The 14,036-nt window shown below is 75.6% G+C and carries 10 protein-coding genes; 5 read left to right on the forward strand and 5 right to left on the reverse strand.

Going from position 1 to position 14,036, the window contains the following annotated elements:
- Positions 1 to 113 precede the first annotated feature (113 nt).
- Positions 114 to 566 carry a hypothetical protein gene (locus tag KSE_RS03710; protein ID WP_014133931.1) on the forward strand — a complete coding sequence of 151 codons (453 nt, stop codon included), beginning with the start codon at positions 114 to 116 and terminating at the stop codon, positions 564 to 566.
- Positions 567 to 605: 39 nt separating this feature from the next.
- Here KSE_RS03710 and KSE_RS03715 read toward each other — a convergent pair whose 3' ends face one another.
- Complete coding sequence (locus KSE_RS03715; RefSeq protein ID WP_014133932.1) at positions 606 to 1,790, reverse strand: acetyl-CoA C-acetyltransferase; 1,185 nt, start codon at positions 1,788 to 1,790, stop codon at positions 606 to 608.
- A gap of 232 nt (positions 1,791 to 2,022) precedes the next feature.
- On the opposite strand from KSE_RS03715, the gene KSE_RS45595 reads away from it, so the two are divergent.
- Positions 2,023 to 2,631, forward strand: coding sequence for a TetR/AcrR family transcriptional regulator (locus KSE_RS45595; protein WP_014133933.1), 609 nt, complete (start codon positions 2,023 to 2,025; stop codon positions 2,629 to 2,631).
- A gap of 71 nt (positions 2,632 to 2,702) precedes the next feature.
- On the opposite strand, the gene KSE_RS03725 is transcribed toward KSE_RS45595, so the two are convergent.
- Positions 2,703 to 4,166 (reverse strand): MFS transporter, encoded by a 1,464-nt coding sequence (locus KSE_RS03725; RefSeq protein ID WP_014133934.1) that lies wholly within the window; start codon positions 4,164 to 4,166, stop codon positions 2,703 to 2,705.
- A gap of 332 nt (positions 4,167 to 4,498) precedes the next feature.
- Here KSE_RS03725 and KSE_RS03730 point away from each other — a divergent pair, with 332 nt between their 5' ends.
- The 3 genes from KSE_RS03730 to pcaB all read left to right on the forward strand — a co-directional run bounded on the left by KSE_RS03730 (position 4,499) and on the right by pcaB (position 9,455).
- Positions 4,499 to 5,740 (forward strand): cytochrome P450, encoded by a 1,242-nt coding sequence (locus KSE_RS03730; protein WP_014133935.1) that lies wholly within the window; start codon positions 4,499 to 4,501, stop codon positions 5,738 to 5,740.
- A 368-nt stretch (positions 5,741 to 6,108) separates the two neighbouring features.
- On the forward strand, positions 6,109 to 8,004 hold the full coding sequence (locus KSE_RS03735) for an FAD/NAD(P)-binding protein (RefSeq protein ID WP_014133936.1): 1,896 nt from the start codon (positions 6,109 to 6,111) through the stop codon (positions 8,002 to 8,004).
- Complete coding sequence (gene pcaB / locus KSE_RS03740) at positions 8,001 to 9,455, forward strand: 3-carboxy-cis,cis-muconate cycloisomerase (protein ID WP_014133937.1); 1,455 nt, start codon at positions 8,001 to 8,003, stop codon at positions 9,453 to 9,455. Before KSE_RS03735 ends, pcaB begins: the two co-directional genes overlap by 4 nt.
- A gap of 105 nt (positions 9,456 to 9,560) precedes the next feature.
- Here the strand turns inward: pcaB and KSE_RS03745 are convergent, their stop codons facing one another.
- The 3 genes from KSE_RS03745 to KSE_RS03755 all read right to left on the reverse strand — a co-directional run bounded on the left by KSE_RS03745 (position 9,561) and on the right by KSE_RS03755 (position 14,001).
- On the reverse strand, positions 9,561 to 10,808 hold the full coding sequence (locus KSE_RS03745) for a serine/threonine-protein kinase (protein WP_014133938.1): 1,248 nt from the start codon (positions 10,806 to 10,808) through the stop codon (positions 9,561 to 9,563).
- Between the two features lie 347 nt (positions 10,809 to 11,155).
- On the reverse strand, positions 11,156 to 12,367 hold the full coding sequence (locus tag KSE_RS03750) for a PP2C family protein-serine/threonine phosphatase (protein ID WP_014133939.1): 1,212 nt from the start codon (positions 12,365 to 12,367) through the stop codon (positions 11,156 to 11,158).
- A complete protein-coding gene (locus tag KSE_RS03755) occupies positions 12,364 to 14,001 on the reverse strand; it encodes a sensor histidine kinase (protein ID WP_014133940.1) in 1,638 nt (545 codons plus the stop codon). Before KSE_RS03755 ends, KSE_RS03750 begins: the two co-directional genes overlap by 4 nt.
- Between the last annotated feature and the right edge of the window lie 35 nt (positions 14,002 to 14,036).

A 14,036-nucleotide genomic window follows, 5' to 3' on the forward strand; every position in this document is an offset into this window, starting at 1 on the left:
GGCTCCGGCCCCGGAGAGCACCGCGTCCGGGGCCGGGGCCTCCCCCGGCGGGGTGTGATCGCGTACGGTGGGGGCGACTTGGCGGGTGGGCGTAGCGGGCGGGGGCCGAGAGGATGATCGTCGTCACCGGGTTGGTGGCACTGGGGCTGCTGTGGTTCGGGACGGTGTGCGTCCGGGGCGAGCTGCGGAGCTGGCGGAGCCCGGTGGCGTACGCGCCCTGGCGGGCGAGGCTGGAACCCGAAACGACCCGCGCCCTGCTGGTGGTGGGGGTGTTCCAGTACTTCCTCGGCGCCCTGGTCGGCCTGGTCGACGCGCTGAACGCCACCGGGGTCATGGGCGGCTCGTCACGGCTGCCCGTAGCGCTGGTGGCCCCGCTGGTGCTGCTCCTGCTCGGCGTCACCGCCAGCGGTTGGACGATCCTGGCGATCGCCTGGTTCAACCGGCCGCGCTTCCTGGTCCCGCCGCGGCTGCGGGACCAGCCCGGCCTCGTGTCGGTGCGCCGTCGGCGCCCGGCGGCGCCGCGGATCCGGACGTCGAAGCGGACCCGGACGTCGAAGCGGCCCTGACCGCCCCGGAGGCCGACGGGGCGGCCCGGAGGCGGGGCGTCAGCGCGGGACGGTGAGCAGCAGGGCGTCGCCCTGTCCGCCGCCGCCGCAGAGGGCGGCCGCGCCGGTGCCGCCGCCGCGCCGCTTGAGGGCGTGGGCGAGGTGGAGCACCAGGCGGGCTCCGGACATGCCGATCGGGTGGCCGAGGGCGAGGGCGCCGCCGTCGGTGTTGACCCGGCCGGAGTCGATGCCCAGGTCTTTCATGGACTTCAGGGCGACGGCGGAGAACGCCTCGTTGATCTCGATCAGGTCGAGGTCGGCGACGGCGAGCCCGGTCCGGTCGAGCAGCCGCCGGATCGCCCGGCTGGGCTGGGAGTGCAGGGAGGTGTCGGGCCCGGCCACGCTGGCGTGCGGGCCGACCTCGGCGAGCGGCTCCAGGCCGAGTTCGGCCGCCTTGCGCGCGCTGGTCAGGACGAGCGCGCAGGCGCCGTCCGAGAGCGGTGAGGAGCTGGCGGCGGTGATGGTGCCGCCGGGGTCGAAGGACGGGGCGAGGCGGGCGAGCTGCTCGGGGGTGCTGTCGGCCCGGACGCCCTCGTCGGCGCTGACCAGCAGGGGGGCGCCCCGGCGCTGGGGGACGGGGATCGGGGCGATCTCGGCGTCGAGGCGGCCGGCCCGCTGCGCCTCGGCGGCGCGCCGGTGCGACTCCAGGGCGTAGGCGTCCTGTTCGGCGCGGGTGAGGCCGAGCGCGGGGCCCCGGCGGTCGGTGGCGGCGCCCATCGGGATGTGCTGGAAGGCGTCGGTGAGGCCGTCGTGGGTGGCGCTGTCGAGCAGCTGCGGCGGGGCGCCCCGGTAGCCGGCGCGCAGGCCGGGCAGCAGCAGGGGCGCGTTGGTCATCGACTCCATGCCGCCCGCGACGACGACCTCGTACGCGCCGGAGCGGATCAGCAGGTCGGCGGTGGCGATCGCGTCGATGCCGGACAGGCAGACCTTGTTCACGTTGACCGCCGGCACGTCCAGCGGGATGCCGGCCGCCACGGCGGCCTGCCGGGCCGGGAGTTGGCCGAGCCCGGCCTGCAGCACCTGGCCCATCAGCACGTACTCGACCTGTTCGGGGGCGACTCCGGCCCGGGCGAGGGCCGCCTTGACGGCGTGCGCGCCGAGTTCGACGGCGCCGAGCGGGGCCAGCGCGCCGCCGAGCCGGCCGATCGGGGTGCGGGCTCCGGCGACGATCACCGAGGTTGTCATCTGCGCTGCCTGCCTTCTGACGCATCGAAGGAAACCGACGGATGGAATGTATCTTCCGCCCGCGGTCGGCCGTCAATGTGTCGCAGGCCACCGCGTGCGGAGGATTGCCGATCTTCTGCCACTGGATTTGCCGACCATCGGTCGGTAACTTGGCGACGACCGCCCCACCGGGCGCGGCTCGGACCCAGCGCCGGGTGCGGTTCGGGCCGGAGCCCCGCGTAGGATCCCGCAGGTGACACCACCCGGCCGCAGGACCCAGCAGCAGCGCTCCGAGGCGACCACCGCCGACCTCCTCTCCGCCGCCCGGCACCTGTTCGCCGCCGACGGCTACGCCACCACCTCCCTCGACGCCGTCTGCGAGCGGGCCGGGGTGTCGCGCGGGGCGCTGTACCACCACTTCCGCAACAAGGAGGCGCTGTTCCTCGCGGTGTACGAACGCGAGCAGCGCGCCCTGGCCGCCGCCATCGCCGAGGAGTTCGGCCGCCACCTGGACCCGTGGGAGGGCCTGATCGCCGGCTGCCGGGTCTTCCTGGTCCGCGCGCACGAACCGGCCGTCCAGCGGATCACCATCATCGACGCGCCGAGCGCGCTGGGCTGGGACGCGGTCCGGGCGGTCCGCGAGGACTGCCGGCACATGATGCGGATCGGGGTGAGCCGGGCGGTCCGCGCCGGCAGCATCGCGGACCGCCAGGTCGAGGCACTCGCCTCGCTGCTGCACGGCGCGCTGTGCGAGGGCGCCGTGGCGGTGGCCTGCGCCCCGGACCCGGCGGCCACCCTGGAGGCCGTCCTGGCCGAACTCGTCCGCCTGCTCGACGCGTTGGCCGCGACGCCCCGCGCGTAGCGGGGATGGGGCGCGGCGGAACGGACGGGTCCGGGCCGGGCCTGGCCTGGGGGGCTGCTCCGTTGGCTCCGCTAGACGCGGGCCGCCTTCGCCGCGGCGGCTCCGTCCGTTCCGGCCGCCGGGTCCGTCCCGTCCGCGTCCAGGGCGGCGAGGTCGCGGCCGCGGGTCTCGCGGGCGCAGAGCACGGCGACCAGGGTGACGACGGCGGCGAGGGTGACGTACACCGAGATCGGAGTGGAGCCGCCGTAGTCCTTCAGCAGCGCGGTGGCGATCAGCGGCGCGGGCGCGCCGGCCGCGACGGAGGCGAACTGGGCGCCGATCGAGGCCCCGGAGTAGCGCATCCGGGTCGCGAACATCTCGGAGAAGAACGCGGCCTGCGGCGCGTACATCGCGCTGTGGAAGACCAGGCCGACGGTGACCGCCAGCAGGATCAGCGGGAACGACCTGGTGTCCAGCAGCCCGAAGAAGGCCCACGCCCACACCCCGACGCCCGCGGCCCCGGCCAGGTAGACCGGCCGGCGGCCGACCCGGTCGGAGAGCGCGCCGAACAGCGGGATCAGCGCGAACTGCACGGCGGAGGCGATCAGTACGGCGTTCAGCGCGGTCTGCTTGTCGAGCTTGAGGTGGCCCACGCAGTACGCCAGCACGAAGGTGGTCAGCACGTAGTACGAGATGTTCTCGGCCATCCGGGCGCCCATCGCGACCAGCACCTCGCGCCAGTGGTGGCGCAGCACGGCCAGCAGCGGCGGCTGCTCGGCCTTCCCCTGCCCCGCCCCGCGAGTCGCCTCCGCCGCGCGGGCCGCCTCCGCCGCGCGGGTCGCCTCCGCCTTGCGGGCCTCGGCCTTGGCGAGGGCGTCCTGGAAGACCGGGGACTCGTCGACGGCGAGCCGGATCCACAGGCCGACCATCACCAGCACCGCGGAGAGCAGGAACGGGACGCGCCAGCCCCAGGCGAGGAACTGCTCGTCGCTCTGGACGAAGGTCATCAGGTCGAGCACGCCGACCGCCAGCAGGTTGCCGGCCGGGGCGCCGCCCTGCGGCCAGGACGCCCAGAAGCCGCGCCGCTCCGGGTCGCCGTGCTCGGAGACCAGCAGCACCGCGCCGCCCCACTCGCCGCCCAGCGCGAAGCCCTGCACCAGGCGCAGGAAGGTCAGGATGACCGGCGCCGCGACGCCGATGCTGTCGTAGCCCGGGACGCAGCCGATCAGCGCGGTCGCGCCGCCCATCAGCAGCAGGCTCAGCACCAGCAGCTTCTTGCGGCCGATCCGGTCGCCGAAGTGGCCGAACACCAGGGCGCCGAGCGGGCGGGCGGCGAAGCCGATCGCGTAGGTGAGGAAGGAGAGCAGGGTGCCGGTCAGCGGGTCGGCCTTCGGGAAGAACACGTGCCCGAAGACCAGGGCCGCGGCCGAGCCGTACAGGAAGTAGTCGTACCACTCGATGGTGGTGCCGATCAGCGAGGCCGCCACGACCCGGCGCAGCGCCGCCGGTCGGGGAGCGGGGGGCGTGTCGTTCCCGGCGAGGGTGGAGTTGACCATGGGTCACCGATTCCGCGTGGAGTGAGGGTCGGGGAGGGACGTCGCCACACCGTAGGAACGCACAGGTCACCGGCCTATGTGGGAATCGTCCACAGTTTCGGCGGCAGCGGTGTGGTGCCGCCCCACCCCGGGACGGCCCGCCCGCCGCCCCGTCCTCCGCCGCGGGGAACCTCCGGGGCGGTGGTTCCGCGGGGCCGGGGCCGGGTATCCACACCACGGTCGCGGCACGCGCGGGTCGTCGGAGCTCGGAACTCCCGGTCGGCGCACCGGCCCGGCCGCCCCCGCCCCCCCGCTCCTCCTCATCCCCTCGTCCCCGCCCGATCGGAGTCCCCGTGGATCTGTCGCTGCGCCGTCCCGTCCAGCGGATCAGCGCGGAGGACGGCGACCTGCACCGCCAGGCGGAGCGCCTGCGGGCGGTGGGGCCGCTGGTGCCGGTCGAGTTGCCGGGCGGGCTCGCGGCCTGGGTGGTGACGTCCGACGTGCTGGGGCGGGAGTTGCTGGTGGACCGCCGTTTCGTGAAGGACGTGAACACTTGGCACGCCTGGCGGCGGGGCGAGGTGCCGGCCGACTGGCCGCTGCGGCCGGTGGTGGACACGCCCCGCAGCCTGATCACCGTCGACGGCGCCGAGCACCGGCGGCTCCGGGCGCCGCTCGCCCGCGCCCTGACGCCCGCGCGGGTGGCGGCGCTGCGCGGACCGGTCGGGGCGATCGTCGCGGGCCGCCTCGACGCGCTCGCCGCCGCGGCCCGGCTGTCCCCGGACGGGACGGTCGACTACCGCGTGCTGTTCGCCTTCCCGGTCCCGATGGAGGTGCTCGGCCTGCTGCTGGGCATCCCCGCCCAGTGGTACGGGAGGCTGCGGGTGCTGTTCGACGACTTCTTCAGTGAGGCCGTCGACGTGGAGCGCAAGCTCGCGGCGGTGCTCGGCATCCGCGGGCTGATCGCCGAGCTGATCGCCCGGCGCCGGAGCGAGCCGGGCGACGACCTGGTCGGCGCGCTGCTCACCGCCGTCGCGGACGACCCGTACACCGACGAGGAGTTGATCGGGACCCTGCTGGTCCTGATCGGTGCCGGCCACGAGACCACCGTGCACCTCCTGGTGCACGGCCTGCGGGCGCTGCTGCGCCACCCCGAGCAGCGCGCGCTGCTCGCCGCCCGGCCCGGGCTGTGGCCGGCCGCGGTGGAGGAACTGCTGCGCTACGACGCGCCCGTGGCCACGTTCTTCGCCCGGTACGCCGCCGCGGACGTGCGGATCGGGGACGCGGACGTGCGGGTCGGGGACCCGCTGCTGCTCAACTACCTGGCGATGGGCCGCGATCCGGGCCGGTACGGGGACGACGCCGGCGCGTTCGACGCGGCCCGCTGCCCGGTCGGGGGCCACACCAGTTTCGGGTACGGGCCGCACGCGTGCCCGGGCGCGCAGCTCGCCCGGCTGGAGGCGGTCAGCGCGCTGCCCGCCCTCTTCGCGCGTTTCCCCGGGATCCGGCTGGCCGTCCCCGACGACGAGCTGGAGCGCTTCCCGTCGCTGATGCTCAACGGGCGGGTCGCCGTCCCGGTCCGGCTCGACGGGCACTAGGCGGCGGGCACGGCGCGAGACGGCGCGGCGCGGGGCGGCGAAGGACGCGGATCCGGCCGGGCCGGGGGTCTCGGGTGCCCTATCGTCCGTGCACGTCAAATGCCCTTTTGGGCATGGAAGTTCGAGATTCCGTTGACGCCGGCGGCGCGCACTGGGCATGATCCCATTGGTCCAGACCATTCCCGGTCGACAACGTACTCTCTCCACCCGGAATTCGCAGGATCTCCACCGCAGACGCACAAGGACAGGAGGGAGTCCCCATGGAGAGCATCCGCCCGACTCGGACGCTTTCGCACGACACGCCCCGGCCCACCCCGGCGACCCCGGCGAGACCGGTGGCACCGGGAACGGCAGGGACCCGCAGACAGGTGGCCCTGATCGGCGCGGGCCCGCGCGCGCTGTCCGTGCTGGAGCGGCTCTGCGCCAACGAGCGGGCCGACCCGTCCGCGCAGCCGCTGACCGTGCACCTGATCGACCCCGACCCGCCGGGGGCGGGCGCGGTCTGGCGCACCGACCAGTCGCGGCACCTGCTGATGAACACGGTGGCCTCCCAGGTCAGCGTGTTCACCGACGACAGCGTGCGGATCGACGGCCCGGTCGAACCCGGGCCGAGCCTGTACGAGTGGGCCCGGTCGCCGTTCGGGGTCGGGGCCGAGGACGAGGCCGACGTGCTCGCCGAGGCAGCCGTGCTGGGGCCCGACGACTACCCCAGCCGGGCCTTCTACGGCGCCTACCTGCGGGCGGTGTTCGGGCGGCTGGTGGAGCGCGCGCCGCGGCACGTCACGGTCCGGGTGCACCGCTCCCGGGCCGTGGGCCTCGACGGGGAGGAGCTCCAGCGGGTCCGGCTGGCGGACGGCGGCACGGTCGACGCGCTGGACGCCGTGGTGCTGGCCACCGGGCACGTACCGGCCGTACCGGGCCCGGAGGAGCAGCGGCTGGCCGACTCGGCGGCGGCGCTCGGCCTCGGCTACCTGCCGCCGGGCAACCCGGCCGACGCCGACCTGGGCGCCGTGCGGCCGGGCGAGCACGTCCTGCTGCGCGGGCTCGGGCTGAACTTCTTCGACCACCTGACGCTGCTGACCGAGGGCCGGGGCGGCTCCTACGCCCGCGAGGACGGCCGACTGGTCTACCGCGCCTCCGGCAAGGAGCCGGTGCTGTACGCGAGTTCACGGCGCGGCGTGCCCTACCAGGCCCGCGGCGAGAACCAGAAGGGCGCCTACGGGCGGTACTTCCCCCGGCTGCTCACCGCCGAGCACGTCGACGCCCTCCGCCGGCGCGGCACCCCGCTCGACTTCCGCCGCGACCTGTGGCCGCTGATCGCCCTGGAGGTGGAGAGCGTGTACTACGGGACGCTGCTGGACGCCCGCGGCCGCCCGGCCGACCGGGAGCCGTTCACCGAGCTCTACCTGGCCGCCGGGGCACCGGAGCGGCGGGCCGAACTGCTGCACGCGTACGGCATCGACCGGGCGGACCACTGGGACTGGGAGCGGCTGGCCCAGCCGTGCGCGGGGCGGGAGTTCGGCGACCGGGCGGAGTTCCGGTCCTGGCTGCTGGGGTACCTGGCCGAGGACCTGCGGGAGGCCCGGGCCGGCAACGTCCGGGGCCCGCTGAAGGCCGCCCTGGACGTGCTGCGCGACCTGCGCAACGAGATCCGGCTCGCCGTCGACCACGGCGGCCTGGACGGCGGCTCGCACCGCGACGACCTGGAGGGCTGGTACACCCCGCTCAACGGCTTCCTGTCGATCGGCCCGCCGGCCGCCCGGATCGAGCAGATGATCGCGCTGATCGAGGCGGGCGTGCTCGAACTCACCGGCCCGGGAACCACGGTGAGCGTCGACGCCGAGCGGCGGGCGTTCGTCGCCCGCTCCGGCCGGGTGCCCGGGCCGCCGGTCCTGGCCACGGTGCTGATCGAGGCCCGGCTGCCCGAACCCGACCTGCGCCGGACCGCCGACCCGCTGCTGCGGAGCCTGCTGGACGCCGGCGGGATCGCCCCCTACCGGACGCCGGGGACCTGCGGCCACGAGACCGGCGGACTGCACGTCACCGCCCGCCCGTACCGGGTGGTCGACGCCGAAGGGCGGGCGCACCCGCGCCGGTTCGCCTACGGCGTGCCCACCGAGGGCGTGCACTGGGTCACCGCCGCCGGCATCCGCCCCGGGGTGGACTCGGTGACCCTGGGCGACTCGGACGCGATCGCCCGCGCGATACTTGCGCTCCGACCCGTGGAGCACCGGGACGCCGACAGGATAGGAGCCAGCGCGTGACATCCGAGAACGTGGCATCCGAGAGCACGACGCCGGAGGCCCCGCCGTCCGAGGCCCCGGCGGAGGCGGAGGCGGACACCGGGCTGCTCTCGCCGGTCCGGGCCGGCACCCCGGTCGAGGCCGCCGTCGGCGACCGCGCCTGGCTCCAGGCGATGCTGGACGCCGAGGCGGCGCTGGCCCGGACGCAGGCCGGACTCGGCGTGGTGCCGGGCCCGGCGGCCGAGGCGATCACCGCCCTCGCCCGGGTCGAGAACTTCGACGTCCGGGCGCTCGCCCTGGCTTCCCGGGAGACCGCCAACCCGGTGGTCGGCCTGGTCCGGGCGCTGACCGCGCTGGTGGCGGCCGAGCACCCGGAGGCGGCGGAGTACGTCCACTCCGGCTCGACCAGTCAGGACATCCTGGACACCGGGGCGATGCTGGTCGCCTCCCGCGCGCTGCGGATCATCCGGGCGGACCTGGGCCGGGTGGCCGAGTCGCTCGCCGCCCTGGCCGCGGCGCACCGCTCCACCCCGATGGCGGGGCGCACCCTCGCCCTCCAGGCCGTGCCGACCACTTTCGGCCTGAAGGCCGCCGGATGGCGGCAGTTGGTGCTGGACGCCGACCACCGGCTGGCGCTGGTCGAGCGGACCGGCCTGCCGGTCTCGCTGGGCGGCGCGGCCGGCACCCTGGCCGGGTACCTGGAGAACGCCCTCGCGGCCGACCCGGCGACCGGCGACGACCCGGCCGCCTACCTGGAGCGCCTGGTCGACGCCTTCGCCGCCGAGACCGGCCTGGCCCGGCCGGTCCTGCCCTGGCACGCGCTGCGGACCCCGCTCGCCGACCTGGCCGCCGCGCTCGCCTTCACCACCGGGGCGCTCGGGAAGATCGCGATCGACGTGCAGACCCTGACCCGGACCGAGATCGGCGAGGTCGGCGAGCGGCCGGTGGCCGGACGCGGCGCCTCCTCGGCCATGCCGCACAAGCAGAACCCGGTGCACTCGACGCTGATCCGCAGCGCCGCGCTCCAGGTACCGGTCATCGCGGCGGGCCTGACCCAGTGCCTGGTCACCGAGGACGAGCGCTCCGGCGGCGTCTGGCACGCCGAGTGGCAACTGCTGCGCGAGGCGCTCCGGCTGACCGGCGGCGCCGCGCACACCGCGGTGGAACTCGCCGCCGGCCTCCAGGTGCGGCCCGACCGGATGGCGGCCAACCTCGCCCTGACCGGCAGCCAGATCGTCTCCGAACGCGTCTCCGCCGTCCTCGTCCCCCTGCTCGGCCGGGCCCCGGCCCGCGCCCTCGCCACCCGGGCCGCCGGGACCGCCGCCGCCACCGGCCGGGAGCTCGCCGACGTGCTCGCCGAACTCCCCGAGCTGAAGGGACTGTTCACCCCCGAGGCGCTGGCGGCGCTCTGCCGCCCCGAGGACTACCTCGGCGCGGCCGTCCCGCTGGTCGACCGGGCCCTCCGGCCCTGACCCCCGCGCCGCACCGCCTCGCACCGGGGCGGTGCGGCGCGGGGCGGGCGGGCGCGCCGGGCGGGCGTCCGGGGCGTCGCCCCGGGGTGCCTCGACCAGCGGCCGTCAGCGCTTCGGCCCCTTCCCGGGCGTTCTCCCGTCCTTCTCGCCCCGCTCCCCCTTTTTCTTCCCGTCGCCGGCCCGGGGGGCTTCCGCCGGGCCGGAACCGGGCCCGGCCGTGTCCTGCGGGACCGACCGGGCGGGCGCGCTGCCGCCGGCGGCGCTCGCCGACGGCGCCTGCACCGGCGCCTGCACCGGCGCGGCGGCGGGCGGGGCGGCCGGCGGGGCGGAGGGCGTGGGCGCCGGGGCGGGGGTGGAGGTGACCGCGGGTCGTGGCGCGGGCGGGGCCGCAGGGCGTTCGGTGCCGAAGGCCATGCTTCCGGCTCCGGCCGCGAGCAGCAGCCCGACCGTTCCCGCGGACAGCGCCACGCGCTTGCGACGGGCGACGCTCCGGCCCGCCGGGGCCTCGGATCGGGAGGCCGGGGGCTCCGGCGTCCGCGGGTCGAGCAGGTCCGCGCACGCGGCGGCGGAGGGGCGGGCGGCGGGGTCCGTCCGGGTCATCGCGCGCAGGGCCCGGGCGAGCGGCGCGGGCGCGCCCGGCGGGATGGCGGGAGAGTGCAGCAGGCGGGCCAGCGTCGCTTCCATCGGGCCGCCGGGGTAGGCGCGCTGTCCGGTGAGGCACTCGATCAGCAGCAGGCCCAGCGCGTAGACGTCGACGGGCGGGCGGGCGCCCTCGCCGCGGACCTGCTCCGGCGCCAGGTAGGCGGGGGTGCCGACGACGAAGCCCGTCCGGGTCGCCTCGGCGTCCTGCGTGCACTCGTCGAGGGGGTGGCGGGCGATGCCGAAGTCCGTGAGGCGGGGGCTGCCCGAGGCGTCGATCAGCACGTTGGACGGTTTGACGTCGCGGTGGACGACGCCCTGTTCGTGGACGAACGCGAGGGTGCCGGCGAGTTCCCGGCCCAGCCGGAGCGTGGCGGAGACGGACAGCGGTGACGTGCGCAGCACGTCGGCCAGCGTCGGTCCGTCCACGAGCTCCAGGACGAGGTAGGGGCGGTCATCGGCGCTCCCGTGGTCGTAGACCTCGACCACGCCGGGGTGCCGGAGCCGGGCCAGCGTCCGCGCCTCGGCGGTGAACCGGCGGGCGAAGTCCTCGGGGGCGCCGCAGCGCAGCACCTTCAGCGCGACCTCCCGGCCCAGGCGCAGGTCGACGGCGCGCAGCACTTCGGCGGCGCTCCCTCGCCCCAGGGTGCCCTCGACCCGGTACCGGTCGGCGAACAGGGCCGTGCCGTGGATGCTCTCTGCTGTCACGCTCATGCCACTCTCCGTTGCCGGCCGGCCGACCTCACCGTGCGGATGGGCCGTGGTCCGCCGACGCGTACCCCCGATGCGCGACGCGATGCCCGATCCGGGCGGGGCGTGTGCCACGACTTCCACGACGGACGCCCGGGCGGGCCGCTCCGGGCACTGCGCCCCGCGGAGAGGGCGGTCTCGAAGCGGCAACCGCCGTCGACGTTGCGGACACGGGCCCGCCGTCGGACTTCCGTCCCCTCCGCCCGGGGCGGCCGGGCCCGCCGGAGGGCTCGCGGCACGATCACCCGAGCCGCGCGGGCGGGTCGCCGCACCCCCGCCGCCGCCGGCCGCTCCCGGCGGCGGCCGTCCGGCTACCTGCGTCCCCAGGCGAGGTGCAGGACGGCGAGGTCGTCGGTGTGGCGGCCCGCGTTGAGGGCTTGGGCCTGCTCGATGATCCGGTCGATCCGGGCGGCGGGTCCGGCCGGGTCGGAGGTGTCGGAGGCAGCGGAGGCGGCGATCAGGGAGAGCAGCCCGTCAGTGCCGAGCCGTCGGCCGGTGTCGCCGTCGTAGCCCTCGACCAGTCCGTCGGTGTAGAGGGTCAGGGCGCCGCTGGCGGGGAGCGGGACGACCGTGGGGGGCCAGTGGCACAGGCCCGGCATGATGCCCAGGGCGATGCCGGGGGCGGCACTGACCGGCCGGGTCCCCCGGTCGGTGGTCATCAGGGGCTCGTGGTGCCCGGCGAGGTGGAGCGTGGCGGTGCCGCTCTCCTGCTGGAGGGTGAGCAGGGTGCAGGTGGCGAAGAGCGAGGCGTCGTCGCGTTCGGCGACCAGGACGCGTTCCATCAGGTTCAGCAGGTCGCCGTCCCGGTGACCGCCGAGGACGAGCGAGCGCCAGGCGATCCGCAGCAGGACGCCGAGGGCGGCGGCGTCGGGTCCGTGGCCGCTGACGTCGCCGACGACGGCGTGCAGGAGGCCGTCATCGCCCTCGACGACGTCGAGGAAGTCGCCGCCGAGCAGCGCCGTCGGGGCACCGGGTATGTAGCGGCTGGTCACCGTGACGGTCGAGGTGCCGAGCATGGGGGGCGGGAGCAGGCCGCGTTCCAGGCGGGCGTTCTCCTCCGCGCGCAGGCGGCTGGCCTGGGCCTGGATGGCGGCGTGCTCCGTCCGGCTGCGGTAGACGGCGTAGCGCAGGGTGCGGCGCAGCAGTTCGGCTTCGACCTTGCCCTTGACCAGGTAGTCCTGGGCTCCGGCGGCCATCGCCTCGGCGCCGGCCCGGCTCTCCGCGAGTCCGGTCAGGACGATGACGGCGTTGTGCGGTGCGAGGTCGCGCACCGCCGTGACGGCCGCGGTGCCGGCCGCGTCGGGCAGGTGCAGGTCGAGCAGGATGCAGTCGATCTGCCGTTCGGCCAGGACGGCTCTGGCGCCGGCGACGGTGGGTTCGACGGTGAGTTCGAAGCTCAGCCCGGTGTCGTAGAGCAGTTCCTCGACCAGGAGGGCGTCCGCGTCGTCGTCCTCGACGAGCAGGATGCGGTAGGTCTGTTCTTCTTCCGCGCGCCCGGACACGGCGGTGAGGGGGAGGGTCACCGCGGCTGCCGCTCCGGTGCGGCGGGGCCGACCTGTTCGGTGCTCGGGGCGGCGGGATCCTCCGGGGAATCCGGGGACTCCGGGAGTTCCGGGGGTTCCGCGGCGAGGGTGAAGGTGATGCGGGTGCCGTCGGTGCGGGTCGGGTCGACCTCGATGGTGCCGCCGTGGAACTCGACGATCTTCTTGCACATGGCCAGGCCGATGCCGCTGCCCGCGTACTCCTCCTTGGTGTGCAGGCGCTGGAAGATGACGAAGACCTTGACGGCGAACTGGGCGGGGATGCCGATGCCGTTGTCCGTGACGGCGAAGCGCCACAGCCCGCCCTCCCGCTCGGCGCTGACGTGGACGCGCGGGGGGACTCCGGGGCGGCGGAACTTGACCGCGTTGCCTATCAGGTTCTGCCAGAGCATCCCCATCTGGGTGGGGTCGGCGACCAGGGTGGGCAGGGAGTCGTGGGTGATCTCCCCCCGCACCTCCTCGATGCCGATGCTGAGGGTCTCCAGGGTGCGTTCCAGGACGTGCTCCAGGTCGACTTCCTGGTGGTTGTGGTGGACCCGTCCGACCCGGGAGAAGTCGAGCAGGTCGTTGATCATGACCTGCATCCGGTTGGCGCCGTCGACCGCGAAGTCGATGTACTGGTCGGCCTTGGCGTCGAGTTGGCCGCCGTAGCGGCGCCGGAGCAGCTGCGTGAAGCTGGAGACCTTGCGCAGCGGCTCCTGGAGGTCGTGCGAGGCCACGTAGGCGAACTGCTCCAGCTCGGTGTTGGAGCGCTGGAGGTCGGCGGCCTGGGCGTCCAGGCGCAGCCGGGCCTGCTCGGTGAACGCCAGCTCCCGCGTCAGCCGCCGGCGCATGGAGTCGATCTCGGCGCTGAGCCGGCGCAGGTCGGCGGGGCCGGTGGGGACGATGGGGTGCTCGAAGTCGCCCGCGGCGATCCGGCGGGCGTCCGCGCCGAGCCGTTCCAGGGGCCGGTTGATGCCGCGGCGCAGCCCTTCGAAGACCAGCGCGGTCAGGACGGCGATGACGACCGCGATGGCGGTGAACACCCAGTTGCGGATCCGCGTGGTGGAGAGCAGGTCGGCCCGGGCGGCGGCGCGGTCGGCCCGCAGGTGGTCCTGCTCGCCGGCCAGGGCGGCCCGGAGGCGGTCGAACGCGGCCTTGCCGGTGTCGGCCAGGGCGGCGGTCTGCGGGGAGGGCGCCCCGGGGGGAGCGGCGGCGATCGGCTCGGCGGTCTCCTGCCGCCACCGGGCGGCGGCGTCCTCGACGGCGGCGAGGTCCGCGAGCGCGTCGGCGTCGCCGTGCAGGAGCCGGGTCAGGGTGGCGACGTGCGCCTTCTCGTCGGCCAGGCCCTGCCGGTAGGGCTGGAGGAACTCCGGGTTGCCGGTGATGCCGTACCCGCGGATCCCGGTCTCCTGGTTGAGCAGGACCGACTCCAGGCGGAACGCGGTGGACAGCGCGGGCGAACGGACGTCCACGAGCTGGGTGCTGATGGTCTGGGAGCGGTCCAGCACCCAGAACCCCAGGACGCCCAGCAGGACCAGGACCACCAGGGAGAGCCCGGCACCCGCCCGCAGCCAGCGTCTGGTGGTCCATGCGGAGAACGGGCCCCGGCGCGGTGTCCTCGGTTCGTCCTGCATGGTCCCTGTACCTCTCCGCTGGCGGCCGTCCGGTG

Source organism: Kitasatospora setae KM-6054 (genome assembly GCF_000269985.1).
Classification (GTDB): Bacteria; Actinomycetota; Actinomycetes; order Streptomycetales; family Streptomycetaceae; genus Kitasatospora; species Kitasatospora setae.